Genomic DNA, 25,990 nt, shown 5'->3' with positions numbered 1-25,990 from the left:
TTCATGCAGGCTCGCTGCGTGCCACCGCCAGCGCATAACCCGCGTTGCGCAGTGTCTTGATGCAGTCCAGCGGCTCCAGCTTCTTGCGCAGGCGGCTCACCACGATGTCGACCGCGCGCGTGTAGAGCTCGGCCTCGTGGCCGCGCAGGCGGTTGAGGATGTCGTCGCGGCTGAAGACCTTGCCCGGCTCGGCCGCCAGCAGCGCCAGCAGCTCGAACTCGGTGCCGGTGAGTTCCACGCGCTCGCCGTGGCACAGCACCTGGCGCCGGTCAAGGTCGATCGACAGGCCGTCGAACACGCGGTACTGCGTGCCGTTGGCGGCGGCCTGCGGCACGCTGCGCTGGCGACGCAGGATGGTCTGCACGCGCGCCACCAGCTCGCGCGGCTCGAAGGGCTTGGGCACGTAGTCGTCGGCGCCGAGTTCGAGGCCGACCACGCGGTCCATCACCTCGCCGCGGGCGGTGAGCATCACGATGGGAATGTCGCTTTCCTTGCGAATCTCGCGGCACAGCGCGAAGCCGTCCATCTCGGGCAGCATCACGTCGAGGATGGCCGCGTCGTAGGTGCCCGCGCGCAGCTTGGCCAGGCCTTCGCTCGGACGCACGGCGCTTTCGAGCGTGCAGCCGAAGCGTGCGAAGTAGGTGGTCAGCGGCGCGGCGAGGTGCTCGTCGTCGTCGATCAGCAGGATGCGCGGCATGGCGGGATTGTGCCTCCGGACGAGAAAGTGACGAATGACCTCGCTGACCATCAGCCCCGCCGGCATCGCACCGCCCAGGTCAGGCCCGTCACGAGAATTGAAAGCAGCAGCGCGTGGTAGACCACGTCGGGCATCGTGCGCGGGCCGATGCCCGCGATGATGGTGCCCAATCCGACCAGCGTGCCCAGCAGCGCGAAGCCCTGCCCGAAGATGGCCGCGCGGCGCGCATGGTGCGGGCGCAGCCAGGTCTCCACCGAGGCGAGCACCAGCACCGTGGCGATCACCGCCTCGGCGGTGCGTGCCGCCGGGTGCGCGTAGCCGGGCACGAGGAACCCGGCATGCACCATCGACGCGACGCCCAGCGTGAGCGCCTCGGTCAGCATCCATGCGCGCGCGGCAGGCGCGTGCACGGCATGGGAAGCGGTGTTGTCGTGGCTCACCATGGATCAGCCTTGCCGATGCGGCCCAGGTGCGTCGCGGCGAAGCCGCTCGCGTACTTGAGCCCGTAGCCCAGCGCGTGGTCCATGCCGATGTGGGCCAGCCAGATCAGGCTGCCGGCCACCGCCCAAGGCATGGCCGCGAGCACGCCGAGCGCCAGCAGCAGCACCGGGCCGACGTACGAGTGCGCCGCGTTGTAGAGCGCAGCGCCCGTGCGAGGGCCCGCGAGGTAGCCCAGCAGCGAGAGATCGGGCGCGAGCAGCCAGAGCGCGAACACGCCCCAGCCCGCGCCGAACTGGGCGTAGGCGGCGAGCGCCACGCCGAGCACCACGGCGCCTTCGAGACGCAGCAGCGTGCGCACGCCGCCCGTTACGCCCACAGCGGCTTCTTCGGGAGACACCGTGGAACCGGCTTCGCCGGGCCACTGGTGTCGCCCCCGGAGAGGGGGAGGCGAAGCGACACGGAGTGCGCGAAGCCTGGGGGTGAGCCAAGCTCAGCCACGATGGCTCCAGCGGCGGCCGCCTCGTTCCATGAAGTCGCGCACCTTCTGCTGCTGTGCGGCATTCAGGCTGTCGAAGAAGTCCGCTGCGGCGGCGATGACCTCGGGGCTGCCATTGCGCACCGCCGTGGTCTTCTCGTCGATCAGGCGAGCGGCACCGGCCTGATCGAGCTTGTTGCCCGCGAACAGCGCCTTGAACTGCGAGCGCGGGTCGCCCGAGCCGCCGGCGCCGCGCATGGCTTCACGCTGCGCCTGCAGTTTCTCGGCCAGCACGGTGAGCTTCTGCTTCTGGCTCGCGTCGAGCTCCAGCTTGCTGCCCACGCGCTCGACCATCTTCGTGCGGAACTCGGCGCTGTCGCCGCCCCAGCCGTGGCGGTAGCTACTGCAACCGGCGATGCTGCCCGCGACCATGGCGGCGCCAGCGAAGCCGAAGAGAGTGCGTTTGATCCAGTGTTTCATGGCGATTCCTTGTGTTCCTGGTGTTGTGTTGAGGAGGAAGCTCCATGGTGCGGATTGCACCGGGCCAAGTCCTCTCGCTGCGGTTACGGCGTGTTTCGTTTTATTGCGACGGGCGCGGCGACAAGCCGGCCTGCTTACAGGCGGCTGCTCTTGGCGTTGGCAGCGGCGGCGCGTGCGTCGACGGGATTGGGCATCGTCGAGATGACCTGGCTGTTCACGCGCGAGCTGGCCGACACGTTCTGGTCGGGTGCGGCGGCGGCGCGCACGGCTTCGGCGACGATGCGCCCGCGTTCGGTCGAGACCGCCATGGTCTCGGCACCGCGCGAGCCGCGCACCACGTTCTGGTCGGGCGCCGATGCGGTGCGCACGGCTTCGGCGTTGACCTCGGCGCGGCTCTTGGCCGACACGGCGGGCTGCACGCCCTCGTAGCTCTCGGCCTTCGCGCCGGCTGCGGCGAGCATGGCGAAGGATGCGACGGCGACGATCTGGGTGAAGGAGATGGAGTTCATTTCAGGCCTTTCTTTCAGTGGTTGAAGAGAAGGCCTGATCGTGCTTGCGGGCTCCGCGCAAGTCCTTTCGCCGCAGTTTCGGCGTGTTTCGTTAAGTTTCAGCTCGCCCCAGGCTGCGCCCACTTCATGTCGCTTCACCCACTCCCTGCCGGGAGGCAACACCTGCGGCCCGGCAGAGCCGGTTCCGCGGTGCTTCCCGAATGAACAGCCGAATCAGCCCGCCATCGCGGCGGCAGGGTCGTCGGAATCGAGCACGCCCTTGGCCCAGGCTTCGAGCTTGCCGGTGTCGGCGCGCAGCACTTCCTGCTTGACCGCGAGGATGCGCGAGGGATGCATCGAGAAGCTGCGCAGGCCCAGCCCCAGCAGCAGGCGCGTGAAGGCCACGTCGCCCGCCATCTCGCCGCACACGGCCACGCCCTTGCCCTGCCGGCGGCACTCGGCGATGGTGTCGGCCACCAGGCGCAGCACGGCCGGATGCGCCGGATCGTAGAGATGCGCCACCGATTCGTCGGCACGGTCGATGGCCAGCGTGTACTGGATCAGGTCGTTGGTGCCGATCGACAGGAAGTCGAAGTGCTTGAGGAAGATGCGCAGCGTGAGCGCGGCCGCCGGAATCTCGATCATGGCGCCCAGCTTCACGTGGCCGTACACCGCGCCGCGGTTGTCGAGCTCGGCGCGCGCGAAGTCGATCAGCGAGAGGGTCTGCCTGATCTCGCTCGCATGCGCGAGCATGGGAATGAGCAGATGGATCTCGCCATGCGCCGCCGCGCGCAGGATGGCGCGCAGCTGCGTGAGGAACATCGCCGGATCGGCCAGGCTCCAGCGGATGGCACGCAGGCCCAGCGCGGGGTTCAGGTGCTCCTGCTTGTTGGCGGAGATGCTGTCCAGCGGCTTGTCGGCGCCCACGTCGATGGTGCGGATGGTGACCGGCATGCCCTGCATGCCCTCGACCGCGCGCTTGTAGGCCTGGTACTGCTCTTCCTCGTCGGGCAGGCGGGTCTGGGGCGAGCCGGTGTCGCGGCCCATGAAGAGGAATTCGCTGCGGAAGAGGCCCACGCCCACCGCGCCGGCCTTGACCGCACCCACGGTGTCTTCCGGCATCTCGATGTTGGCGAGCAGCTCCACGCGCTGGCCGTCGAGCGTGACGGCGGGCTTGTGGCGCAGCCGCGCGAGCCGGCCGCGCTCGAGGTCGCCCTGGCGCTGCTTGAAGCCGTACTCGGCCAGGATGATCGGCGACGGATCGACGATCACCACGCCGGCGTCGCCGTCGATGATGACCCAGTCGTCCTGGCGCACCAGCTGGCTCGCGGTGCGCGCGCCGACCACGGCGGGGATGTCCATGCTGCGCGCCACGATGGCGGTATGCGAGGTGCGCCCGCCCACGTCGGTGACGAAACCGGCGAACACGCTCTTCTTGAACTGCAGCATGTCGGCCGGCGAGAGGTCGTGCGCGATCAGCACCAGCGGCACGTCGATGCCGTCGCCCGCGGTGGGGTCGTCGTTGTCGTCGTCCGTGGAGGCTGCGCGCTTGCGGCGCGGCGGGCTCGGCGCCAGCACGGCGGCCGTGCCCTTCATGCGGTGCAGCAGGCGCTCGACCACCTGCTCGAGGTCGGCCTTGCGCTCGCGCAGGTATGGGTCCTCCATCTCGTCGAACTGGCGCGCGATGATTTCGAGCTGCGTGGTCAGCGCCCATTCGGCGTTGTAGAGCCGCTCGCTGATCCAGTGCTTGACGCCGCCGCTCAGGGCCTCGTCCTGCAGCAGCATCTGGTGCACTTCCAGCAGCGCCGCGAGCTCGTGCGGCGCGTCGTTCGGGCCCATCTGCGCGACGTTGGCCTGCAGCTTGGCGAGCTCGTCGGCCACCGCGTTGCGCGCGGTGCGCACACGGTCGATCTCGGTCTCGATCTCATCGGGCTTGATGAAGTAGTGGGCGACGTCGATGCGGCTCGACACCACCAGCACGGCACGCCCGATGGCAATGCCACGGGCGACGGGAAGGCCGTGGACTGCGAAGGTCATGGGACGGTCCTTATTCGCCTTCGCCGAACTTGTCGTCCATCAGTTGGACGATGGCGTTCATCGCTTCGTCTTCCTGCGGCCCGTTGGTTTCGAGCTCGACGGTGGAGCCCAGGCCGGCAGCCAGCATCATCACGCCCATGATGCTCTTCGCGTTGATGCGGCGGTCGCCGCGGGAGAGCCACACCTCGCAGGGAAAGCTGCCTGCGAGCTTGGTCAGCTTGGCCGATGCGCGCGCATGCAGGCCCAGCTTATTGCTGATGGTCACGGATTTCTTGATCACTGTGCTTTCTTTTCGCCTGGTTCTGGGGAGCCGCCACCGCCACCTGCATCACGCCCGCGGTGCCGCCCGCGAGGGCGCGCTGCACCAGCGTCTCCAGGGGTTCGTGCCGGTAGGTGACGGCACGCAGCAGCATCGGAAGATTGACCCCCGCCACCAGCCGCGACCGGACGCCGTCCACCAGCTTCTGCGCCACGTTGCAGGGCGTGGCGCCGAACACGTCGGCCAGCACCAGCACCTGCGAGCGCGGCGCGTGCAGCTGCTGCGCGAGCGTGATGCGCGCGGCCGCCAGCGTTTCTTCGGGCGACACGTTGGGCAGCACGTCGAGCGCGGCGATGGCCTGTTCGCAGTCGGGAAACACATGCAGCGCGCACTGCCGCATCGCGTGAGCGAACGGTGCGTGGGCGATGATGAGGATGCTGTTCATGCAAAAGGGAGGACGACGCGTCGATTATGCGGGGGCGTCCAGGGGAAGTAGATATGGCACATAACGCAGCAGCCCCGGAAAACGGACAGTCCCGCGCGAAACGGCTCGGCCGGGGCAGCTATCGGAAAGATAGCGGGATGGCCACCGCTCATGGAAGCCTCAGGCCCTCGAAGAAAGTCTTCGACGCCTCCGCCGAGGAAGGCTGACCCAGCACCGTGGCCTGGTAGAGCGCCACCGAACCGTCTTTCTGCGACTGGGCGAACCAGAGCACCTGCAGTGGCGTGGCCGTGCCTTTTTGCTGCGGCTGGGTTTCCAGGCGCAGCGGCGCGGGTACTGCCGTTGCGCGCAGCACGCTGGCAGCTGATTCCGTCACCTGCGCCTCGCCCAACTGGCCCCGCGTGGCCGTGTGCCAGGCGCGCAGCCAGGCTTCGGCCTGCTCGGGGCCATTGGCGGAGGCATGCGCGATGGCGAATGTCGCGCCGCCGGCTTCGCAGCCTGTCATGTCGACCTGCACCGATTCAGTGCCCAGCGGCAGCGCGCGGGTTGCGCGGTCGGCCTTGCAGGGCAGCATCGCGACGAGGCCGGCCCCGGCGATCGGCACTTCGCGCCAGTTGAAGGCGGGGCTGCAGGCTGCGAACAGTGCTGCCGCGGCCAGCACTGCGAGCCGGGAGCGGGGAACTGCGAGGAACAGCGACGGCATGGGGCAGCGATTATCGAACCGCGCGCGGCGGGCCGGATGTCGCCAGCACGATCCGCCACGCGGAACTAAAATCGCGCCGCCCTTCTCTTGCACCTAGCCATGAAGAAATACCTCGCCGCAGCAGCTGTCGTCGTCGCATTGGCCACCGGCGTGGGCGTGTACCTCGGCTCCGGCGCCACCGCCGCTCCCGCCTCCACCTTCGTGCTGCTGGACGGCACGCAGAAGAGCACAGCGGACCTGAAGGGCAAGGTCACCTTGGTCAATTTCTGGGCCACCAGCTGCGTGACCTGCGTGGGCGAGATGCCCAAGGTCATCGCCACCTACGACAAGTACAAGGCGCAGGGCTACGACACGCTGGCAGTGGCCATGAGCTACGACCCGCCGAGCTACGTCGTCAACTTCGCCCAGACGCGCAAGCTGCCGTTCAAGGTGGCGATCGACAACACCGGCAGCGTGGCGCAGGCCTGGGGCGACGTGAAGCTCACGCCGACCACCTACCTGGTCAACAAGCGCGGCGAGATCGTGAAGCGCTATGTGGGGGAGCCGGACTTCGCCGAGCTGCACAAGCTCATCGAAAAACTCCTGGCCGAGGCCTGATCTCCCGCCAGCCCCAACGAAAAGGCGCCCCGAAAGGGCGCCTTTTGCTTTTGTCCTGTTGCGATCCGCTGCTTACTGCGCGCGGAAGCTGTCGTGGCAGGCCTTGCAGCTCGCGGCGGTCGGGCCGAACTGGGCCTTGAGGGCATCGAGGTTGCCGGCCTTGGCGGCGGTCACCAGCTTGCCGGTTTCCTCGAGCAGCTTCTGCTGGCGCTCCTTGAACTTGGCGTCTTCCTTCCAGATCTCCGGCTTGACCTTGCCGCCCTCGGCGCCGGCGCTGAAGCCTGCCCAAGGCAGCTTCGCCATGTCGGCGACCACTTCGGCGTTGGCCGCGGCGGCGGCTGCATCGTAGGGCGCGCGGCCGTTGGCCATGGCGCCGAGGCGGCCGAAGTGCTGGCTCATCACGAACAGCGCGCTCTGGCGGTACTTGATGGCGTCTTCGGGCTTGGCGAACTGGGCCGCCGCGGGAAGAGACATGGCAGCGCAGGCGGCTGCCAGGGCGAGCGAAGCAAATCGGGTCATCGTGGGTCCTCGTTGTGGGAGAAAAACGCCGTCGTGCGCAGCGCTGCGGGCGAGTGTAGGGGCGGGCCGTGTCCGGTGCATAGCAACAACCCGAAGCGGCCCGGGGCCCGGACTTTGCTAATCTGCGCCTTCCGCAGCATCGCGCCCCCGCGCCTTTCCCGATGACCGACTCCTCCGTGGCCGCCTTCCAAGCGGCCTCCGGCCCCGGCGCCCGCACCCGGGTCTGGGACCTGCCGACGCGACTTTTCCACTGGGCGCTGGCCATCGCCGTCCTCGGCATGATCGGCACCGGACTGAACGGGGCCATGGAATGGCACTTCCGCATCGGCTACACGGTGATGGCGCTGCTGCTGTTCAGGCTGCTCTGGGGTTTTATCGGCGGGCGCTGGTCGCGCTTCGGGGCTTTCGTCTACGGTCCGGGCTCGCTCGCGGCCTACCTGCGCGGTCGGGCGCATCCGGATCACCTGATCGGGCACACACCGCTGGGCGCGCTGTCGGTGTTCGCGGTGCTGGCCATCCTGGTGCTGCAGGTCGCGACGGGACTGATGGCGGACGACGAGATCTCGGCCTCCGGACCGCTCACGCGCTTCGTCTCAGGCGAAATCGTGAGCCTGGCCACCGGCTGGCACAAGGCGCAGGGCAAGTGGATCGTTATCGCACTCGTGAGCCTGCATGTGCTGGCGGTGCTGTTCTATGTGCTCGTCAAGCGGCACCGCCTGGTGCGGCCGATGGTGACGGGCGACAAGCTGGTTTCTTCCGAAAGCGGCCAGGTGGCGCCCAGTCGCGATGACGCGGCCTCGCGCTGGCTGGCGCTGGTGCTGTTCGCGCTGTGCGCGGGCGTGGCCTGGTGGGTTTCCTCGTTGCGCGTATGAGCTTTTCGATTTCACGCCCCCTGCCGCTGTCGGCCATGCCGGCCGTGGTGCTGCTCACCCCCGAAGAGGCCCACGAGATCGAGGCGACACGCACGATCTTCCGCGACTACGCAGGTTCGCTGGGCATCGACCTGGACTTCCAGGATTTCGACGGCGAACTGGCGCAGTTGCCAGGCGAGTACGCCGAGCCGCGCGGCACGCTGCTGCTTGCGCTGGTCGACCCGGCGAACGTCAAGGAAGAGGCCGGGCGCCAGGCACCAACGCTGAAGCGCGCCGATGGCACGCTGGCCCACGTGGCCGGCTGCTGCGCGCTGCGGCCGCTGGACAGCGCGGACTATGCGAACGCGGCGGAAATGAAGCGCCTGTACGTGCGCCCCGGCTTCCGCGGCCTCGGGCTGGGCCGCCAGCTGGCCGAGGCAATCCTCGATGCCGCACGCAGCGCGGGCTACGGCTGCGTGCTGCTCGATACCCTCGACGACATGGAATCAGCCCGGGCGCTCTACGAAGACCTGGGCTTCGTGGAGGTGCCGCCCTACTATCACAACCCCGTTGCCGGGGCCCACTACCTGAAAGTGGATCTCTGATCCGCCGGCCTCAGCCGCGGGCCTGGGCCAGCAGCGTGCCGGCGTCGCTGACTTCGAACTTGCCCGGTGCCTCGACGTTGAGCGTCGCGACCTTGCCGTCCTTCACGAGCATCGAGTAGCGGTTGCTGCGCAGGCCCATGCCGCGGCCGGTCAGGTCGAGCGTGAGGCCGGTGGCTTTCGCGAAGTCGGCGCTGCCGTCGGCCAGCATGCGCACCTTGGCGCCGGTCTTCTGGTCGCGCGCCCAGGCGCCCATCACGAAGGCGTCGTTCACGCTCACGCACCAGATCTCGTCCACACCGGCGGCCTTGAAGTCGTCGAAATGCTGCACATAACCCGGCACGTGCTTGGCCGAACAGGTAGGGGTGAAGGCGCCGGGCAGCGCGAACAGCGCGATGGTCTTGCCCGCCGTTGCCTTGGCCACGTCCACCGGGTTCGGGCCGATGCTGCAGCCTTCGCCCTCGACTTCGGAATATTCCTGCAGGGTGGCCGAGGGAAGGGTGTCGCCGACTTTGATCATTGAATGTGCTCCTGGAAAAAGAAAACGGCCCACATTGTGGGCCGTTTCCGGATGGGCTGTATCGAGCCGGGGATGATCAGACCAGAACGGCCTTCTCGACCAGACGGGTCACGACCCAGTTCTTGGTCTTCGAGATCGGACGGCTTTCCGTGATCTCGATGGTGTCGCCCAGCTTGTACTCGCCCTTTTCGTCATGGGCGTGGTACTTGCTCGTCTTGGCCACGATCTTGCCGTAGAGCTCGTGCTTCACACGGCGCTCGACCAGCACGGTCACGGTCTTGGCACGCTTGTCGCTGACCACCTTGCCGATCAAGGTGCGCTTGAGGGATTTTTTAGCTTCCGTCATGTTCACTCCTTACTTGGCGGCTTGGGTTTCTTGCTGCTTCTGGGCAAGAATGGTCTTGGCGCGCGCGATGTCGCGACGGGTCACGCGCAGCGTCGAGGTGTTCGACAGCTGTTGCGTGGCCTTCTGCATGCGCAGGCCGAAGTGGGCCTTCTGCAGATCCTTGATTTCGGCTTGCAGGCCTGCGACGTCCTTCGTGCGCAGGGTTGCGGCCTTCGTCACCTTGGCCGGAGCCGCGGTTTCTTTCTTCTTACGTGTTGCCATGGATGTTCTCCTCTCAGGCGCCGAGCTGGCGAGCGACGAACGTCGTGCGCAGCGGCAGCTTGGCGGCGGCCAGGCGGAACGCTTCGCGGGCGAGTTCTTCGGGCACGCCGACGATCTCGAACACGATCTTGCCGGGCTGGATTTCGGCGACGTAGTACTCGGGGTTGCCCTTGCCGTTACCCATCCGCACTTCGGCGGGCTTGGTAGAGATCGGCTTGTCGGGGAACACGCGGATCCAGATACGGCCACCGCGCTTCACGTGACGCGAAATCGCGCGGCGAGCGGCTTCGATCTGGCGCGCCGTCAGGCGGCCGCGGTCGGTGCATTTGAGACCGAAGTCACCGAACGCAACCGAGTTACCCGTGGTTGCGATGCCGGTGTTGCGGCCCTTTTGTTCCTTGCGGAACTTTCTGCGTGCAGGTTGCAGCATGTTTTGTTACTCCGTGAGGGCCCCAGGCGCTTGCGCGCCCGGGAGCGACCGATTACTCGGTCTTGGCACCGTCCGCTGCTGCAGCGGGCGCGGCTTTGCGGACGCGCTTAACGGCGGGTTTCGAGTCTGCACCGGCACCGCCGGTTGCTTCTGCGGGCTTGTCGCTGCCATCGGCCGGAGCGGTGTTGCCACCGATCGGGCCGCGGGCACCGGCGCGCGGGCCGGGGCCACGACGGTCGCTGCCCGGACGGTCGCCACCGGGGCGGCCATCACGGCGCGGACCGCGCGGACGACGTTCTTCTTCGGGACGCGGCGTTTCGACGGCCGGCAGGTCGTTACGACCCAGCGTGTCGCCCTTGTAGACCCAGACCTTGACGCCGATGACGCCGTAGGTGGTCTTGGCTTCCGAGGTGCCGTAGTCGATGTCGGCGCGCAGAGTGTGCAGCGGCACGCGGCCTTCGCGGTACCACTCGGTACGTGCGATTTCGATGCCGTTCAGGCGGCCAGCCGACATGATCTTGATGCCCAGGGCACCCAGACGCATGGCGTTCTGCATGGCGCGCTTCATGGCGCGGCGGAACATGATCCGCTTTTCGAGCTGCTGCGTGATGCTGTCGGCGATCAGCTGCGCATCGATTTCAGGCTTGCGCACTTCTTCGATGTTGACCGCAACCGGCACGCCGAGTTGCTTGCCCAGTTCGCGCTTGAGGTTCTCGATGTCTTCGCCCTTCTTGCCGATCACGACGCCCGGACGTGCCGAGTAGATCGTGATGCGTGCGTTCTTGGCGGGACGCTCGATCATGACGCGCGAGACCGAAGCGTTCTTCAGCTTCTTCTTCAGGTATTCGCGAACCTTGATGTCTTCGGCCAGCATGCCCGCGAAATCGCGGTCGCTTGCGTACCAGCGGCTGGACCAATTACGGGTAACCGCCAGGCGGAAGCCGGTTGGGTGGATTTTCTGTCCCATATTTCTTCCAGGCTTAGTTGCCAACCGTCACGTACACATGGCACGTGGGCTTGCTGATGCGATTGCCGCGACCCTTGGCGCGCGCCGTGAAGCGCTTGAGCGTGGCGCCCTGCTCGACGTAGATGGTCTTGACCTTCAGTTCGTCGATGTCGGCACCGTCGTTGTGCTCGGCGTTGGCGATGGCCGACTCGAGCACCTTCTTCACGATCACAGCGGCCTTCTTCTGCGTGAATTGCAGGATGTTGAGCGCTTGATCGACCTTCTTGCCGCGGATGAGGTCAGCGACCAGACGGCCCTTGTCGACCGACAGGCGGACACCGCGGAGGACTGCACGTGTTTCAGACATGGTCGTTCCTTACTTCTTCTGGACTTTCTTGTCCGCGGGGTGCCCCTTGAACGTGCGCGTGAGCGCAAATTCGCCGAGCTTGTGGCCGACCATCTGGTCGGTGATGTACACAGGCACGTGTTGCTTGCCGTTGTGCACAGCGATGGTCAGGCCGATGAACTCGGGCAGAACCATCGAGCGGCGCGACCAGGTCTTGATCGGCTTTTTGTCCTTGGTCGTCACGGCCTTGTCGGCCTTGGCCACGAGGTGGTGGTCGACGAACGGACCCTTTTTGAGAGAGCGAGTCATTGGCTATCCCTTACTTCTTGCGACGCGACACGATGAAGACCTGCGTGCGCTTGTTGTTGCGGGTCCGATAACCCTTGGTCAGGTTGCCCCATGGGTCGACCGGATGACGGCCTTCGCCGGTCTTGCCTTCGCCGCCACCGTGCGGGTGGTCGACCGGGTTCATCACCACGCCGCGAACGGTCGGGCGAATACCCATGTGACGCTTCACACCGGCCTTGCCGAGTTGGCGCAGGCTGTGCTCTTCGTTGGCCACTTCACCGATGGTCGCGCGGCATTCGATGTGAATGCGGCGGACTTCGCCCGAACGCATGCGGACCTGGGCGTAGACGCCTTCACGGGCCAGCAGCGTGGCCGAGGTACCGGCCGAGCGGGCGATCTGCGCGCCCTTGCCGGGCTGCAGTTCGATGCAGTGGATCGTCGAACCCACCGGGATGTTGCGGATCGGCAGGGTGTTGCCGGCGCGGATCGGAGCTTCGGCGCCCGACAGCAGCGTTGCACCGGCTTCCAGACCGCGCGGGGCGATGATGTAGCGGCGCTCGCCGTCGGCGTAGCACACCAAGGCGATATGGGCGGTGCGGTTCGGGTCGTACTCGATGCGTTCGACCTTGGCCGGGATGCCGTCCTTGTTGCGCACGAAGTCGACAACGCGGTAGTGGTGCTTGGCACCGCCGCCACGATGACGGATCGTGATGTGGCCGTTGTTGTTGCGGCCGGCCTTCTGGAACTGGGGTTCCAGCAGGGGGCGTGAGGAGCACCCTTGAACAGGTGGTCACGCGAGATCTTCACCGCGCCGCGTTGGCCCGGCGAAGTGGGTTTCATCTTGATGACGGCCATGATTAAGCGCCTTCCCCGACGAGGTTGAGCTCTTGACCGGCCTTCAGGGTCACATAGGCCTTGCGAACGTTGTCGCGGCGGCCGACGGACTTGCCGAAGCGCTTGGTCTTGCCCTTGGTGTTGAGCACCGACACGCCCTTGACCTCGACCTTGAACATCAGTTCGACGGCGGCCTTGATTTCGGGCTTGGTGGCGTCTTGCAGCACCTTGAAAGTGACAGCGTTCGACTTCTCGCCGACCATCGTGGCCTTTTCGGACACGATCGGGGCGACCAGCACCGCCATCAGGCGGCCTTCTTCGAACGTACGTTCAGCGGCGGTAGGGTTCACGCGGCTCATGCGAACATCTCCTTGAGCTTGTCGACGGCACCCTTGGTGACCAGCACCTTCTTGTAGTGAACCAGCGACACCGGATCGGCGTAACGGGGTTCGACCACGAGAACGTTGACCAGATTGCGCGAGGCAAGGTACAGGTTTTCGTCGACTTCTTCGGCGATCACGAGCACGGACTCGAGATTCATCGCCTTGAAACGGGCAGCCAGCGGCTTGGTCTTGGGCGAGTCGACCTTGATCGAGTCGACCACGGCCAGACGGCCTTCGCGGGCGAGCTGCGAGAAGATGGACGCCATGCCGGCGCGGTACATCTTCTTGTTGATCTTCTGCGAGAAGTTTTCGTCAGGCATGTTCGGGAAGATCCGGCCGCCCCCGCGCCACAGCGGCGAGGAAGTCATACCGGCGCGGGCGCGGCCCGTTCCCTTTTGCTTGAAAGGCTTCTTGGTCGAGTGCTTGACCTGTTCGCGGTCCTTCTGGGCGCGCGTGCCTTGGCGTGCGTTGGCCTGGAATGCGACGACGATCTGGTGGACCAGGTCTTCGTTGTAGTCACGGCCGAACACGGTCTCGGGGGCGTCGTACTTCGACGCGGCCTGGCCTTGTTCGTTCAGGAGTTCGAGTTCCATTACTTCGCTCCTTGGGCAGCCTGCGGCTTGGCCTTGATGGCGGGACGCACGGTGACGAAGCCACCCTTCGAACCCGGAATCGCGCCCTTGATGAGCAGCAGTTGACGTGCTTCGTCGATGCGGAAGACGTCGAGGTTTTGCGTCGTGCGGGTGACGTCGCCGAGGTGGCCCGTCATGCGCTTGCCGGGGAACACGCGACCGGGGTCTTGCGCCATACCGATCGAGCCGGGCACGTTGTGCGAACGGCTGTTACCGTGCGACGCGCGCTGCGAGCTCATGTTGTGACGCTTGATCGTGCCAGCGTAGCCCTTGCCGATGGAAGTGCCCTGCACGTCCACCTTCTGACCCACGGAGAAGACGCTTGCCACCGGGATCACGCCGCCAGCCTTGTGCTGACCTGCGGTATCGGCGGTAACGCGGAATTCCTGGATGATCTCGCCAGCTTCGACACCCGCCTTGGCGAGGTGGCCGGCTTCGGGCTTGGTCACGCGCGATGCCTTGCGCGAACCGAACGTCACCTGCAGGGCGACGTAGCCATCGTTCTCTTGGGACTTGATCTGGGTCACGCGGTTGTTGGACACATCCACCACCGTGACAGGAACTGCGTCCCCGTCATCGGTGAAGAGACGCATCATCCCCACCTTGCGGCCCAGCAACCCGAGGGAGTTGCTCAGACTCATTTGTTTTCTCCAAAAAATGGAAGCTTCCTTCGCCGCTGCCACTTCAATTGGCGACAGCGTTTGCCGGGTTTCCCCGAACTGCGGAAGAAGGTTGATAAATCTCTGCTCGCATAGCGCCCATATGGACGCAACAAGGGCAGAGCCAGCGATTATAGCCCGCGCGGCGGGCTCAATGCAAGCGCCGCTGTTGCGGCGCTTTTCAGGCTTCGGAAGCCCGTTTTCGGGGCGGTTCCCGGCTTATTTCGGCTCTTTGGCCGGCATCGAGATGATCTTTTCGCCTTCGGCCGACGACTTCATCTCGCCAGCAGCCTTCATGGCGGGAGCGCTCTTGCCCGTCTGGATGGGGATGGCAACGATGCTCATGGCACCGTTCTGCGTGACGAAGACGTTCAGGTAGGCAAGGCCGTCGCGGTCGCTGGTGACCGTCGCGGTGGCGGTGGTGCTCTGGCCAGCAGGAAGGGCCAGGCTGCTGCTCGTCGTCAAGGAAAGGCCGGCATCGGTCGTCAGGCGCGCGGTAGCGCCGGCGGGGTCGCTCACGCCATCGAACTGGAGAACGACGGCTATCGGCCGCCCGACCTGGGCCGTGCCTTCGACCCTGTACTGGATCAGGACACCGGAATCGTTGGGCTTGCGCGCCGCGACCGTCATGGGCGCGGCATTGCGGGAAGCAGCGGCCTGCTTGGCTGCGCGCTGACCCGGGACGCCGTCCGCACACGCGGACGCGGCAGCGAGCGCCAGGAATGCAGCGGCGGCGGTGATCATCGAACTGGAACGGAGGTTCATGGGTGGACTTCCTCGCTGCTGCTTATTGGATCAGCACGCCGAAGCAGGTGTTTGCGCCGGAGTTGTTGACATCGTTGACGACCAGAACATAGTCGCCGGCCGACAGGCTGACTGAATTGGTATTCCGGCTCACCACCCCGCCCCGGTAGATCACGAAATTGGGGCTGGCTCCCGCCGGCGGGGTGATCGCGAACTGATAGCTGCGGCTGGTCGGCGCCGTGAAGCGCAGGTAGGAGAAGCTGCCGAGCTTGTTTCCGTCGCGTTGCGGGTCCTCGGCGTTCGTCACGCAGGCCGAGGTGCCCGTACCAAGCGTCGCCGGGGCGTACATCGGCAACACATAGCTCACCGTCGGCGATCCGCCGTTGTTGGTTTCCTGCACGCCGTAGGCATCGTTGGAAGCCGTGCTGATGCCCTGGCCCGCAAGCAGTGTCGACAGCGCCGATGCATTGCCCGACGCAACAACGTTGAACGCCGCCGTGAACGGATGAATCGAGGTGACCGGCGCGCCGCCCCTGAACAGCGCGCTCGTCATCGTGTCGTGGATCGGCTTGAACCCGACCTGCTGGTTCAGGTTCCAGAAGATCGACTGGATCGAGGGTTCGCGGAACCAGCCCGGATTGGTCGTCGGCCCTCTCGTGAGATCGAGATTGCCGCCCTGCGCTTGGCCAGGGCCACCCGAATCGACATAGTTGCTGCGCCCCAGTGCAATGCCCGACCAGCCATTGCCCCACCCCTCGGAGAAGGCAAGGCGGCGATCGACGCGCTCGGTCGTGGAGTGCGAGCCACCGGTCGAGTCGTCGCGGCTGAAGGAGGCCTGGTAGTAGTGCCCCCACTCGTGCGCGATCACCGGCGCATCGAACTCATCGGTATCCACGTCCTCCTTGCCGAGCACGTAGATCTCGGCCCCCGAACTCCTGCCAACGAAGAACGTGGTGCCGATCTGCCCCTGCGCAATGCTGCCGCTGGCGTTCGTGTTGTTGACGCTCCAGAACACCTTCAGCGAAGGAAACGCCGTCGCCGGAGCGGCCGTCATCACCTTCTGCATCGCGGTGTAGACCGTGTCCATGATGGCGAACGGCCCCGACACGCGCTGGCCGGTGTAGCTCGACCCGCCCCAACCGCTGGAGGCGCGCAGGTCGCGGGTAAGCGCGGCGCCGCCGGTGGAGAACACCGAGGACTGCATGGAATAGATCGCGCTCGACTGCGTGTTGTCACGCACGGTGACGTCCCAGCTCGGAAGCGAGCCGGTGCGAGTCAGCTGGGCGCGCACGCGGACGATGACGTTCGTGTTTCCCTGGACGTTCACCGAATAGGCGCCGTTGTCGTCGGTGGCCGTGGTGGCCAGCTGGTTGCCGCTGGCGGCATCGAGCACCTCGACGAAGGCGGCGCGCACCGGCTTGACCGTTGTGTCGGCATACACGAGGCGGCCGCTGGGGTTGGGCACCGACTCGTAGGTGGCCGTGCCGCTCAGCGCGACCGGCGTCGCCGGGATCAGGGGGAGCAAGGGGACGCCACCGCCGCCTCCCCCTCCGCCACCACCGCAAGCGGTCAGGAGCGCTGCCGCCACGCAGGCGACCAAGCCCGACGAAAAAGAGATGCCTTGTCCCATGTTGTGCTGCCCTCGCTTCAGCTACCCGACGCCTCGAAGATTGGCGGGCGTCGGCACGGGAGGATGCCACATTCGTGAGACATAAAGCACAAAACCCGCCTGCATTTCTGCAGGCGGGTTTCTCAGCAGCTTCGGCGCGAAGCCGAATGGATTACTGCAGCTTGATCTCGACGTCCACGCCGGCCGGCAGGTCGAGCTTCATCAGCGCGTCCACGGTCTTGTCGGTCGGGTCGACGATGTCCATCAGGCGCTGGTGCGTGCGGATTTCCAGCTGGTCGCGCGACGTCTTGTTGACGTGCGGCGAACGCAGGATGTCGAAGCGCTTCATGCGGGTCGGCAGGGGCACGGGGCCCTTGACGATCGCGCCGGTGCGCTTGGCGGTGTCCACGATTTCAGCGGCCGACTGGTCGATCAGCTTGTAGTCGAATGCCTTCAGGCGGATGCGGATCTTTTGCTTGGTAGCCATGGTGATTCCTTTGCTCCCGTTTTTGATTACAGGTCGAGGATCTTCGCCACGACGCCCGAACCCACGGTACGGCCGCCTTCGCGGATGGCGAAGCGCAGGCCTTCTTCCATCGCGATCGGGTTGATCAGCTTCACGGTGATGCTGACGTTGTCGCCGGGCATGACCATTTCCTTGTCCTTGGGCAGCTCGATCGCGCCGGTCACGTCCGTCGTGCGGAAGTAGAACTGCGGACGGTAGTTGTTGAAGAACGGCGTGTGACGGCCGCCTTCGTCCTTCGACAGAACGTACACCTCGGCAGTGAAGTGCGTATGCGGCTTGATCGAGCCGGGCTTGCACAGCACCTGGCCGCGCTCGACTTCTTCGCGCTTCGTGCCGCGCAGCAGCACGCCGACGTTGTCGCCAGCCTGGCCCTGGTCCAGCAGCTTGCGGAACATTTCCACGCCGGTGCAGGTGGTCTTGACCGTCGGGCGGATGCCCACGATTTCGATTTCTTCACCGACCTTGATCACGCCGCGCTCGACGGCGCCGGTCACCACCGTGCCGCGACCCGAGATCGAGAACACGTCTTCCACGGGCATCAGGAACGTGCCGTCCACGGCGCGCTCGGGCGTCGGGATGTACGTGTCCAGGGCTTCGGCCAGCTTCATGATGGCGCCTTCGCCCAGTTCACCCTTGTCGCCTTCCAGGGCCAGCTTGGCCGAGCCGTGGATGATCGGGGTGTCGTCGCCGGGGAATTCGTACTTGTCGAGGAGTTCGCGGACTTCCATTTCGACCAGCTCGAGCAGTTCCTTGTCGTCGACCATGTCGCACTTGTTCAGGAACACGATGATGTAGCCCACGCCCACCTGGCGAGCCAGCAGGATGTGCTCACGGGTCTGGGGCATCGGGCCGTCGGCGGCCGAGCACACCAGGATGGCGCCGTCCATCTGGGCGGCGCCGGTGATCATGTTCTTCACGTAGTCGGCGTGGCCGGGGCAGTCGACGTGTGCGTAGTGGCGGTTGGCCGTTTCGTACTCGACGTGCGCGGTGTTGATCGTGATGCCGCGCGCCTTTTCTTCAGGAGCCGCGTCGATCTGGTCGTAAGCCTTGGCTTCGCCGCCGAACTTCGACGACAGCACCGTGGCGATCGCAGCCGTCAGCGTGGTCTTGCCGTGGTCGACGTGACCGATCGTGCCCACGTTCACGTGCGGCTTGGTGCGGGTGAATTTACCTTTTGCCATTTTTCAATCCTTGAAAGAGCAGTCCCGTGTATTGGTTTTATGTCTGCATCCGGTTGCTGGTTCGCCCCGCACGGGAACAGGGCGGCACCGGATCGCAGACAGGAAGGGCCATGCAATGCATGGCCCGACGTTCTTGAAAAGCTTACTTGGCGCGAGCGGCCACGATGGCTTCGGCAACGTTGCGCGGAGCTTCGGCGTAGTGCTTGAACTCCATCGTGTACGTTGCGCGGCCTTGCGACATCGAGCGCAGCGTGGTCGAGTAGCCGAACATTTCCGACAGCGGCACTTCGGCCTTGATGGCCTTACCGCCACCGACCATGTCGTCCATGCCCTGCACCATGCCGCGGCGGGACGACAGGTCGCCCATCACGTTGCCGGCGTAGTCTTCAGGCGTTTCGACTTCCACGGCCATCATTGGCTCGAGGATCACGGGGTTGGCCTTGCGGGCGCCTTCCTTGAAGCCGAAGATCGCGGCCATCTTGAACGCCATTTCGTTCGAGTCCACGTCGTGGTACGAGCCGAAGTGCAGCGTGACCTTGACGTCCACGACGGGGTAGCCCGCCAGCACGCCCTGGCCCAGGGCTTCCACGATGCCCTTCTCGACCGCGGGGATGTATTCGCGAGGAACCACACCGCCCTTGATGGCGTCGACGAACTCGAAGCCCTTGCCGGCTTCCTGGGGTTCGATCTTCAGCACGACGTGACCGTACTGGCCCTTGCCGCCCGACTGGCGAACGAACTTGCCTTCGGCTTCCTCGACGGTCTTGCGGATCGTTTCGCGGTAGGCCACTTGCGGCTTGCCCACGTTGGCTTCCACGCCGAATTCGCGCTTCATGCGGTCCACGATGATTTCGAGGTGGAGCTCGCCCATGCCGCCGATGATGGTCTGGCCCGATTCTTCGTCGGTGTTGACGCGGAACGAGGGGTCTTCCTGTGCCAGGCGGCCCAGTGCGATGCCCATCTTTTCCTGGTCGGCCTTGCTCTTCGGCTCCACGGCCTGGCGGATCACCGGCTCGGGGAAGTGCATGCGCTCGAGGGTCACGACAGCTTCCGGATCGCACAGCGTCTCACCGGTCGTCACATCCTTCAGGCCCACGCAGGCGGCGATGTCGCCGGCACGGATTTCGCTGACTTCCTCGCGGTTGTTCGCGTGCATCTGCACGATACGGCCGATGCGTTCCTTCTTGCCGCGCACCGGGTTGTAGACGCTGTCGCCCTTCGAGAGCACGCCCGAATAGACGCGCACGAAGGTCAGCTGGCCCACGAACGGGTCGGTCATCAGCTTGAATGCGAGGGCCGAGAACTTCTCGTTGTCGTCAGCCTTGCGGGTCGTGGGCGTCTCATCTTCCGACACGCCGGCCACCGGCGGAATGTCCAGCGGCGAGGGCATGTATTCGATGACGGCGTCGAGCATGGCCTGCACGCCCTTGTTCTTGAAGGCCGAGCCGCACAGCATCGGCTGGATTTCGCCGGCGATGGTGCGCTGGCGCAGGGCCTTCTTGATTTCTTCCTCGGACAGTTCGCCGCCTTCGAGGTACTTGTTCATCAGGTCTTCGCTGGCTTCGGCAGCGGCTTCGACCAGCTTCTCGCGGTACTCGTTGCACAGGTCCACGAGGTTCGCGGGGATGTCGCCGTAGGTGAAGGTGACGCCCTTGTCCTCGTCCCAGATGATCGCCTTCATCTTCACGAGGTCGACGATGCCCTGGAAGTGCTCTTCGGCACCGATCGGGATCTGGATCACGACGGGGTTGGCCTTCAGGCGGTCAACCATCATCTGGCGGACGCGCAGGAAGTCGGCGCCGGTGCGGTCCATCTTGTTGACGAACGCGAGACGCGGAACCTTGTACTTGTTGGCCTGGCGCCAGACGGTTTCCGACTGCGGCTGCACGCCGCCGACGGCGTCGTACACCATCACGGCGCCGTCCAGCACGCGCATCGAGCGCTCGACTTCAATGGTGAAGTCCACGTGGCCGGGGGTGTCGATGATGTTGATGCGGTGTTCGTCGAACTTGCCGGCCATGCCCTTCCAGAAGCAGGTGGTGGCAGCCGACGTGATCGTGATACCGCGCTCTTGCTCTTGCTCCATCCAGTCCATCGTGGCGGCGCCGTCGTGCACTTCACCGATCTTGTGGTTCACACCGGTGTAGAACAGGATACGTTCGGTCGTCGTGGTCTTGCCAGCGTCGATGTGCGCGGAGATGCCGATGTTGCGGTAGCGCTCGATGGGGGTCTTGCGGGACATGATTTACTTTCGGGTTAAATGCGTTGAGCGCTGGGCCTTGAGCGCGGGCTGCAAGCCCGACACCCAACACCCAACGCCCAAGCGAAGTTTGGTTCTTAGAAGCGGAAGTGGCTGAAGGCGCGGTTGGCTTCCGCCATGCGGTGCACTTCGTCGCGCTTCTTCATTGCGCCGCCACGGCCTTCCGTGGCTTCCATCAGTTCGTTGGCCAGACGCAGGGCCATCGACTTCTCGCCGCGCTTGCGGGCGGCTTCCTTGATCCAGCGCATCGACAGGGCGAGGCGGCGAACGGGGCGGACTTCGACTGGCACCTGGTAGTTCGCACCACCGACGCGGCGCGACTTCACTTCGACCATCGGCTTCACGTTGTTGATGGCAACGGTGAACGCCTCGAGGGGGTCCTTGTCCGGGTTCTTCTTCTCGATGAAGTCGAGGGCACCGTAGATGATGCGCTCGGCAACAGCCTTCTTGCCGCCTTCCATGATCACGTTCATGAATTTGGACAGCTCGACATTGCCGTACTTGGGATCCGGCAGGATTTCACGTTTGGGGACTTCGCGACGACGTGGCATTTTTCTAACCTCTTTGCTTCAGTTGGCACCGTTTCCGGCACCGCGAGAGCCAGTCAGGACTCTCACTTACTCGACCCGAGAGTGGGTCACTTCGTTCGATGTACCCGCCAAGGTAACCGAACACCGTTTGTTTTTGACGACAGGAAGACCTATCAGGCCTTCTTGGGACGCTTCGCGCCGTACTTGGAACGCGACTGCTTGCGGTCTTTCACGCCTTGCAGGTCGAGCGAACCGCGAACGATGTGGTAGCGCACACCGGGCAAGTCCTTGACACGACCGCCGCGGACCAGCACGACGCTGTGTTCCTGGAGGTTGTGGCCTTCGCCGCCGATGTAGGAAATGACTTCGAAGCCGTTGGTCAGGCGGACCTTGGCAACTTTACGCAGAGCCGAGTTCGGCTTCTTCGGCGTCGTGGTGTAGACGCGGGTGCAGACACCGCGACGTTGCGGCGAGTTCTGCATGGCAGGGCTCTTCGAATTGATCTTTTCGACCGTTCGACCCTGACGCACCAGTTGATTGATGGTTGGCATGAATTAAAAAGTCCCCAAAACGAGAAACGCCCCGGCCCTGGCTGTGAAACCACCCTTGTCGTGACTCAAGGAGGCCGGGAATGACGAAAACGTGAAACCCTTCGGAAAATTCCGAAAAGCCCACGAGTATAGCAAACGAGCCTGAAACGGCAAAGTCGGCAGCCGCAGATGACCGCCAGCAGCCCTTTCTGCCTCTTTTTCCGCCCCCGGCTTACTTGATCCAGAGACGCAGGGCATCCCAGGCGCGGCCGAGGACTCCGGCCTGCTCGACCGGCTCCAGCGCCACGAGCGGCACATCGGCCAGGGGCTGGTCATCCAGCGTGACCTTGAGCGAGCCGACCGCCTGATACTTGGTGAACGGCGCGACCAGCGGGTCGGGACGCGACACCTGGGTCTTGATCTTGTTGGCCGTGCCCGTCGGCACCGCCACCACGATGGGCTCGGGACGGCCCAGCTTCAGGATGTTGGCCTTGCCCTTCCAGACGGCCGGAGTGGCCGCCGGCTGGCCGCCGTCGAACAGGCGGACAGCGTCATAGGCCGTGTAACCCCAGTTCAGCAGCTTCTGCGATTCGTTGGCGCGCACGGTCTCGCCCGTGGTGCCCAGCACGATCGACAGCAGGCGGCGCCCGCCCGTCAGGTTGGGAAAGTCGCGCTTGGCGGTGGCGATCATGCAGTAGCCGGCCGCTTCGGTATGGCCGGTCTTCAGGCCGTCGACGGTCGGGTCGCGGAACAGCAGCAGATTGCGGTTGGTGTCGTTGGTCGACGGGGTGCCCGGGTAGCGGTACTTCTTGATCGCGTAGTACTTGGCTTCTTCCGGGAAGTCGCGCACCAGGCGGGTCGCCAGGATGCTCAGGTCGCGGGCCGTCGTGGTGTGGCCGGGCGCCGTCAGGCCCTCGGGGTTCTTGTAGGTGGTGTTCTTCATGCCCAGCACCTTGGCCTGGGCGTTCATCATCTCGACGAAATGCTCCACCGTGCCGCCCACGCCTTCGGCCAGCGCGACCGTGGCGTCGTTGCCCGACTGCACGATCAGGCCCTTGATCAGGTCTTCCACCGGCACCTGCATCTTGGGGTCGATGAACATGCGCGAGCCGGGCATCTTCCAGGCGCGCGGGCTGACCGGCAGCGTCTGGGTCAGCGTGATCTTCTTGGCGCGCAGCGCGTCGAACACCAGGTAGGCGGACATCAGCTTGGTGAGCGACGCCGGTTCGACCGGGCTGTCGATGTCCTTCTGGGCCAGGATCTGGTTCGCGGTCACGTCCAGCAGCAGATAGCTGCGCGCCGCGATTTCAGGCGGCGCCGGCATCTGGGCGGCGGCAATCAGGCTGAAGGAGGCGGCGGCGGTAAAGACCAGCGCGCGGAGCGCGCCAAGAAAACGATTCATTGGGAGTTCGGAAAGAGACGAAAACAAGCCTGCGAGGCTTTCATGCGATGTCCGCGCGCAGATGGCGGACGACCAGACCCTTGAGGAGCGGCAATTGTCCGTGAAAGAAATGACCGCCCCCGGGGATGACTGTGACAGGAAGTGACTGCGGCCGCGCCCAGTCCATCACGGCGGACAGCGCCACCGTGTCATCGGCCTCGCCATGAACCACCAGCGTGCGCTCGTGCGCCTCCACGGGCAACGTGGCCACGTTGTTGCGCGCGGCGGCCGTGCCCACCAGCACGATCTGCCGGATCTCGCGCTCGGACCACAGTCTGGCGACGGCACCGCCCGCGACGAAGGCCCCGAAGGAGAAGCCGGCGATCGCCAGCGGCCCCTCGGGCGCGAGCTGGCCGACGACATTCAGCATGTCCTCCAGCTCGCCACGCCCTTCGTCGTGCACACCTTCGCTGGCACCCACGCCGCGGAAGTTGAAGCGCACCGTGGTCCAGCCGCTGGCGACGAAGGCACGCGCAAGCGTCTGCACCACCTTGTTGTCCATCGTGCCGCCGAACAGCGGATGCGGATGGGCGATGACCGCGATGCCGCGCGGGGTTCCGGCAGGCTGGTCGCGCTGCACCTCGATCGCGCCGGCGGCGCCCTGGAGGCTGATCTTTTCGGTCTGGGAATTCATTGGCGCAGGTACGAGCAAGGGGCCGGCGTAAAAGTTCAGCGCCCGACGTTCGGGGGCAGCAGCAGCCGCTCGACGACCTGGCCGTTCTTCAGGTGCGACTCGACGATCTCGTCGATGTCCTCGCTGTCGACGAAGGTGTACCAGACGGCCTCGGGGTACACCACGGCCACCGGACCGCCGGCGCAGCGGTCAAGACAGCCGGCCTTGTTGACGCGCACCTTGCCGGGCCCCGATAGGCCCTCTTCCTTGACCTTCGCCTTGCAGCGGTCGAAGCCTTCCTGAGCGTTGTGCATGGCACAGGAGTCCTCGCCGTTCTTGCGCTCGTTGAGGCAGAAGAAAATGTGGCGGCCGTAGTAGCCGGACGGTGCGGCTGGGGTGGAGCTGGGCATCGGCGGATTTTAGTGACCACCCTCTTTACCCTCACTCCGGCCGAGCAATCCGCACGCTCAGCTCGTCGGGACCGCACCGGCCCGCCCGCGGCGCGACAAGGCCGCCACCACGTAGACCATCACCGCGTAGGGCCACACCCAGCCCAGCCATTGCGCCAGCCCGTGGAACCGGATGAAGCGCCCCTGCTCCCAGGTGGCCAGGGTCTGCGCGAAGTACGCGCTCTCGGGCGCCTGGTTCAGCAGGCTCAGCTGCAGCACCAGCCCCATCAGCAGCAGCGCCGCGCACAGCCGGCGCGGCGCGAACAGCAGCAGCACGCCGGCGAAGAACGCCGCCGCCATGCCGACCTGCACCGGCAGCCCGAGCCAGGCCCAGGCGTGCTCCGGCCCGTAGCTCAGAGCAGCCGACAGCGCAGAGGCCGCGATGCCGGCCAGCAGCGTGAGCGGCAGCAGCACCGCGCGCTGCACCGCCGAGCGCGCCACCAGATAGCCCAGCAGGCACGGCACCAGCGCGCCCAGCATCACGCACAGCAGCTCCACCGCCGGCACCAGCGGCTCGAGCTCGAACTGGCGCAGCGGCATCCAGTCGATGAAGGGCGTGTCGAGCAGCCATTCGGAAATAGCCACCTCCAGCCGCTCGAACACCTGCCCCAGCCCGAATGTGACGGCCGCCGGAAAAAGCAGCGCAAAGGGCCACAGCGCCAGCAGCACCAGCGCGCCGCGCGAGTCCTCGGCGAACCACTGCGAGCGCGCACGGCTCCAGTGCGCGACCGCCCCCAGCCGCTCGAGCCCCGCCGCCAGCACGGCGCCGACGACGGCACCCGCCGTGTTGAGCCCCAGATCCACATTGGAAGGAATGCGCGCTGGCAGGTAGCTCTGCAGCGTCTCCATGGTGAAGGAGACCGCTGCTCCCGCCACGGTGGCGCGCAGCACCGCATGCCAGACGCCGGCAGCCCGCCCCGTCCGCAGCACGGCCAGAGCACAGAGGAAGCCGAAGGGAACGTAGCCGACCACGTTGACCGCGAAGTCGAAGCCCGTCCAGTACTTGGGCCAGGGCGCCGAGAGATACGCCCAGGGGGCGATCCCCTGGTCCCGCCAGTCGGCGAACGGATAGAGGCTGGCGTAGACGATCAGCGCCCCATACGCGAGCGCCAGGGGAAGCGCGGCGGACTTGTGCTGCGGCCGATCCACCGTGTGCACCGCTGCCCTGCTCAGAACGGCTTGACCACCACCAGGATCACGATGCCCAGCAGCAGCAGCACCGGCAGCTCATTGAACCAGCGGAACCAGCGGTCGTTGCGCCGGTTCTCGCCGGCCGCGAAGCGGCGCAGCAGCACGCCGCAGCCGTGGTGATAGCCGATCACCGCCAGCACGAGTGCCAGCTTGGCGTGCATCCAGCCGTTGCCCGGGCCGCGCCCGATGCCGTAGCCCAGCCAGAGCCACAGGCCGAAGCCGATTGCGGGAACCGCCAGGAAGGTCGTGAACCTCAGGAGCTTGCGCGCCATGAGCAGCAGGCGCTCGCGCTCGGCCACCGATTCGGGCGGAACCATCGCCAGGTTGACGAAGATCCGGGGCAGGTAGAAGAGCCCCGCGAACCAGCTTGCAATGAAGACGATGTGTAGAGATTTGACCCAGAGCATGGCGGCAGTTTAGTGGCGCGCCCTCTCTGGTACTGCCCGTTTCCCCGGTACGCACTCGTACGACGGGCAAAAAAAAGCCCGACGTCTTCACGTCGGGCTGGGAAGCCCTTTTGCTGTCACACATCAAGGCACCCGCTCAGGGAGGAAAGCGGGGAGCGGCAAGCCGCCCGCTTCAGAATTTAACAAAGACGAAACAAGGTTTCAAGCGACTGTGGCACTTTCTTTGACATTTAAAGCAAAAAACCGAGAACCTTGGTTCTACTATTTTCCGTA

General features: G+C 65.6%; 35 protein-coding genes and 1 pseudogene. 3 read left to right on the top strand and 33 right to left on the bottom strand.

The window, feature by feature from the left end; translation table 11 throughout:
* Position 1 precedes the first annotated feature (1 nt).
* The 9 genes from AC1VNX_RS03870 to AC1VNX_RS03830 form a co-directional block, all read right to left on the bottom strand.
* Positions 2–697 (bottom strand): response regulator transcription factor, encoded by a 696-nt coding sequence (locus AC1VNX_RS03870; RefSeq protein ID WP_483155537.1) that lies wholly within the window; start codon positions 695–697, stop codon positions 2–4.
* Positions 698–747: 50 nt separating this feature from the next.
* On the bottom strand, positions 748–1,140 hold the full coding sequence (locus AC1VNX_RS03865) for a hypothetical protein (RefSeq protein WP_483155536.1): 393 nt from the start codon (positions 1,138–1,140) through the stop codon (positions 748–750).
* Positions 1,134–1,535 carry a DUF4260 domain-containing protein gene (locus AC1VNX_RS03860; RefSeq protein WP_483155535.1) on the bottom strand — a complete coding sequence of 134 codons (402 nt, stop codon included), beginning with the start codon at positions 1,533–1,535 and terminating at the stop codon, positions 1,134–1,136. Before AC1VNX_RS03860 ends, AC1VNX_RS03865 begins: the two co-directional genes overlap by 7 nt.
* Before the next feature lie 93 nt (positions 1,536–1,628).
* Positions 1,629–2,093 carry a Spy/CpxP family protein refolding chaperone gene (locus AC1VNX_RS03855; RefSeq protein ID WP_184642137.1) on the bottom strand — a complete coding sequence of 155 codons (465 nt, stop codon included), beginning with the start codon at positions 2,091–2,093 and terminating at the stop codon, positions 1,629–1,631.
* Between the two features lie 134 nt (positions 2,094–2,227).
* Complete coding sequence (locus AC1VNX_RS03850) at positions 2,228–2,602, bottom strand: DUF4148 domain-containing protein (protein WP_483155534.1); 375 nt, start codon at positions 2,600–2,602, stop codon at positions 2,228–2,230.
* A 213-nt stretch (positions 2,603–2,815) separates the two neighbouring features.
* Complete coding sequence (ptsP, locus tag AC1VNX_RS03845; protein ID WP_483155533.1) at positions 2,816–4,618, bottom strand: phosphoenolpyruvate--protein phosphotransferase; 1,803 nt, start codon at positions 4,616–4,618, stop codon at positions 2,816–2,818.
* A gap of 10 nt (positions 4,619–4,628) precedes the next feature.
* Positions 4,629–4,898 carry an HPr family phosphocarrier protein gene (locus AC1VNX_RS03840; protein ID WP_184642140.1) on the bottom strand — a complete coding sequence of 90 codons (270 nt, stop codon included), beginning with the start codon at positions 4,896–4,898 and terminating at the stop codon, positions 4,629–4,631.
* Positions 4,867–5,322, bottom strand: coding sequence for a PTS sugar transporter subunit IIA (locus tag AC1VNX_RS03835; protein ID WP_126025398.1), 456 nt, complete (start codon positions 5,320–5,322; stop codon positions 4,867–4,869). Before AC1VNX_RS03835 ends, AC1VNX_RS03840 begins: the two co-directional genes overlap by 32 nt.
* Before the next feature lie 148 nt (positions 5,323–5,470).
* Positions 5,471–6,022: a hypothetical protein gene (locus tag AC1VNX_RS03830; RefSeq protein WP_483155532.1), complete on the bottom strand. Its 552-nt coding sequence runs from the start codon at positions 6,020–6,022 to the stop codon at positions 5,471–5,473.
* A gap of 99 nt (positions 6,023–6,121) precedes the next feature.
* On the opposite strand from AC1VNX_RS03830, the gene AC1VNX_RS03825 reads away from it, so the two are divergent.
* Positions 6,122–6,619 carry a TlpA disulfide reductase family protein gene (locus AC1VNX_RS03825; RefSeq protein WP_019657670.1) on the top strand — a complete coding sequence of 166 codons (498 nt, stop codon included), beginning with the start codon at positions 6,122–6,124 and terminating at the stop codon, positions 6,617–6,619.
* A 72-nt stretch (positions 6,620–6,691) separates the two neighbouring features.
* Here the strand turns inward: AC1VNX_RS03825 and AC1VNX_RS03820 are convergent, their stop codons facing one another.
* A complete protein-coding gene (locus AC1VNX_RS03820) occupies positions 6,692–7,138 on the bottom strand; it encodes a c-type cytochrome (RefSeq protein ID WP_483155531.1) in 447 nt (148 codons plus the stop codon).
* Positions 7,139–7,299: 161 nt separating this feature from the next.
* Between AC1VNX_RS03820 and AC1VNX_RS03815 the strand changes: the two genes are divergently transcribed.
* Together AC1VNX_RS03815 and AC1VNX_RS03810 are read left to right on the top strand one after the other, a co-directional pair.
* Positions 7,300–8,010, top strand: coding sequence for a cytochrome b/b6 domain-containing protein (locus AC1VNX_RS03815; protein ID WP_483155530.1), 711 nt, complete (start codon positions 7,300–7,302; stop codon positions 8,008–8,010).
* The gene (locus tag AC1VNX_RS03810) at positions 8,007–8,594 is read left to right on the top strand and encodes a GNAT family N-acetyltransferase (protein WP_483155529.1); all 588 of its coding nucleotides are present in this window, start codon (positions 8,007–8,009) and stop codon (positions 8,592–8,594) included. The genes AC1VNX_RS03815 and AC1VNX_RS03810 overlap by 4 nt, the downstream gene beginning before the upstream one ends.
* A gap of 10 nt (positions 8,595–8,604) precedes the next feature.
* On the opposite strand, the gene AC1VNX_RS03805 is transcribed toward AC1VNX_RS03810, so the two are convergent.
* From AC1VNX_RS03805 to AC1VNX_RS03695, 23 genes and pseudogenes are all read right to left on the bottom strand, one after another.
* Positions 8,605–9,111, bottom strand: coding sequence for a peroxiredoxin (locus AC1VNX_RS03805; RefSeq protein ID WP_126025404.1), 507 nt, complete (start codon positions 9,109–9,111; stop codon positions 8,605–8,607).
* 76 nt (positions 9,112–9,187) lie between these two features.
* On the bottom strand, positions 9,188–9,457 hold the full coding sequence (gene rpsQ / locus AC1VNX_RS03800) for a 30S ribosomal protein S17 (RefSeq protein ID WP_015867662.1): 270 nt from the start codon (positions 9,455–9,457) through the stop codon (positions 9,188–9,190).
* Between the two features lie 9 nt (positions 9,458–9,466).
* Positions 9,467–9,676 carry a 50S ribosomal protein L29 gene (gene rpmC, locus AC1VNX_RS03795; protein WP_026284221.1) on the bottom strand — a complete coding sequence of 70 codons (210 nt, stop codon included), beginning with the start codon at positions 9,674–9,676 and terminating at the stop codon, positions 9,467–9,469.
* A 55-nt stretch (positions 9,677–9,731) separates the two neighbouring features.
* Positions 9,732–10,148, bottom strand: a complete 417-nt coding sequence (gene rplP / locus AC1VNX_RS03790; protein ID WP_007838137.1) for a 50S ribosomal protein L16 — start codon at positions 10,146–10,148, stop codon at positions 9,732–9,734.
* A 52-nt stretch (positions 10,149–10,200) separates the two neighbouring features.
* Complete coding sequence (gene rpsC / locus AC1VNX_RS03785) at positions 10,201–11,115, bottom strand: 30S ribosomal protein S3 (protein WP_093057771.1); 915 nt, start codon at positions 11,113–11,115, stop codon at positions 10,201–10,203.
* Between the two features lie 13 nt (positions 11,116–11,128).
* On the bottom strand, positions 11,129–11,461 hold the full coding sequence (rplV, locus tag AC1VNX_RS03780) for a 50S ribosomal protein L22 (RefSeq protein ID WP_019657678.1): 333 nt from the start codon (positions 11,459–11,461) through the stop codon (positions 11,129–11,131).
* A 9-nt stretch (positions 11,462–11,470) separates the two neighbouring features.
* A complete protein-coding gene (rpsS, locus tag AC1VNX_RS03775; RefSeq protein ID WP_007838132.1) occupies positions 11,471–11,749 on the bottom strand; it encodes a 30S ribosomal protein S19 in 279 nt (92 codons plus the stop codon).
* A gap of 10 nt (positions 11,750–11,759) precedes the next feature.
* Positions 11,760–12,583: pseudogene (gene rplB, locus AC1VNX_RS03770) on the bottom strand (50S ribosomal protein L2).
* A gap of 2 nt (positions 12,584–12,585) precedes the next feature.
* Positions 12,586–12,921 (bottom strand): 50S ribosomal protein L23, encoded by a 336-nt coding sequence (gene rplW / locus AC1VNX_RS03765; protein WP_093206293.1) that lies wholly within the window; start codon positions 12,919–12,921, stop codon positions 12,586–12,588.
* Positions 12,918–13,538, bottom strand: a complete 621-nt coding sequence (rplD, locus tag AC1VNX_RS03760; protein ID WP_019657681.1) for a 50S ribosomal protein L4 — start codon at positions 13,536–13,538, stop codon at positions 12,918–12,920. The genes rplW and rplD overlap by 4 nt, the downstream gene beginning before the upstream one ends.
* On the bottom strand, positions 13,538–14,218 hold the full coding sequence (gene rplC / locus AC1VNX_RS03755; protein WP_483155528.1) for a 50S ribosomal protein L3: 681 nt from the start codon (positions 14,216–14,218) through the stop codon (positions 13,538–13,540). The genes rplD and rplC overlap by 1 nt, the downstream gene beginning before the upstream one ends.
* Before the next feature lie 237 nt (positions 14,219–14,455).
* The gene (locus AC1VNX_RS03750; RefSeq protein ID WP_483155527.1) at positions 14,456–15,001 is read right to left on the bottom strand and encodes a hypothetical protein; all 546 of its coding nucleotides are present in this window, start codon (positions 14,999–15,001) and stop codon (positions 14,456–14,458) included.
* A 22-nt stretch (positions 15,002–15,023) separates the two neighbouring features.
* Entirely contained in the window at positions 15,024–16,505 is a 1,482-nt protein-coding gene (locus tag AC1VNX_RS03745; protein WP_483155526.1) for a hypothetical protein, read from the bottom strand.
* Between the two features lie 256 nt (positions 16,506–16,761).
* Positions 16,762–17,076, bottom strand: a complete 315-nt coding sequence (rpsJ, locus tag AC1VNX_RS03740; RefSeq protein ID WP_007838118.1) for a 30S ribosomal protein S10 — start codon at positions 17,074–17,076, stop codon at positions 16,762–16,764.
* Between the two features lie 26 nt (positions 17,077–17,102).
* Positions 17,103–18,296: an elongation factor Tu gene (gene tuf, locus AC1VNX_RS03735; RefSeq protein WP_483155525.1), complete on the bottom strand. Its 1,194-nt coding sequence runs from the start codon at positions 18,294–18,296 to the stop codon at positions 17,103–17,105.
* 142 nt (positions 18,297–18,438) lie between these two features.
* Positions 18,439–20,538 carry an elongation factor G gene (gene fusA / locus AC1VNX_RS03730; protein ID WP_483155524.1) on the bottom strand — a complete coding sequence of 700 codons (2,100 nt, stop codon included), beginning with the start codon at positions 20,536–20,538 and terminating at the stop codon, positions 18,439–18,441.
* A 95-nt stretch (positions 20,539–20,633) separates the two neighbouring features.
* Complete coding sequence (gene rpsG / locus AC1VNX_RS03725) at positions 20,634–21,107, bottom strand: 30S ribosomal protein S7 (protein ID WP_007829591.1); 474 nt, start codon at positions 21,105–21,107, stop codon at positions 20,634–20,636.
* A 152-nt stretch (positions 21,108–21,259) separates the two neighbouring features.
* A complete protein-coding gene (rpsL, locus tag AC1VNX_RS03720) occupies positions 21,260–21,637 on the bottom strand; it encodes a 30S ribosomal protein S12 (protein WP_013543948.1) in 378 nt (125 codons plus the stop codon).
* Between the two features lie 211 nt (positions 21,638–21,848).
* Positions 21,849–23,018, bottom strand: coding sequence for a D-alanyl-D-alanine carboxypeptidase family protein (locus tag AC1VNX_RS03715; protein ID WP_483155523.1), 1,170 nt, complete (start codon positions 23,016–23,018; stop codon positions 21,849–21,851).
* 40 nt (positions 23,019–23,058) lie between these two features.
* Positions 23,059–23,691: an alpha/beta hydrolase gene (locus AC1VNX_RS03710; RefSeq protein WP_483155522.1), complete on the bottom strand. Its 633-nt coding sequence runs from the start codon at positions 23,689–23,691 to the stop codon at positions 23,059–23,061.
* 35 nt (positions 23,692–23,726) lie between these two features.
* Complete coding sequence (locus tag AC1VNX_RS03705; RefSeq protein ID WP_093208502.1) at positions 23,727–24,080, bottom strand: (2Fe-2S) ferredoxin domain-containing protein; 354 nt, start codon at positions 24,078–24,080, stop codon at positions 23,727–23,729.
* A gap of 57 nt (positions 24,081–24,137) precedes the next feature.
* Positions 24,138–25,277 (bottom strand): VanZ family protein, encoded by a 1,140-nt coding sequence (locus AC1VNX_RS03700; protein WP_483155521.1) that lies wholly within the window; start codon positions 25,275–25,277, stop codon positions 24,138–24,140.
* 11 nt (positions 25,278–25,288) lie between these two features.
* A complete protein-coding gene (locus tag AC1VNX_RS03695; protein ID WP_483155520.1) occupies positions 25,289–25,717 on the bottom strand; it encodes a CopD family protein in 429 nt (142 codons plus the stop codon).
* Positions 25,718–25,990 lie beyond the last annotated feature (273 nt).

Source organism: Variovorax sp. TLI9-5A (assembly GCF_056867935.1).
Note: the sequence above shows the minus strand (reverse complement) of the source record. Positions and strands in the feature narration are given on the sequence as shown.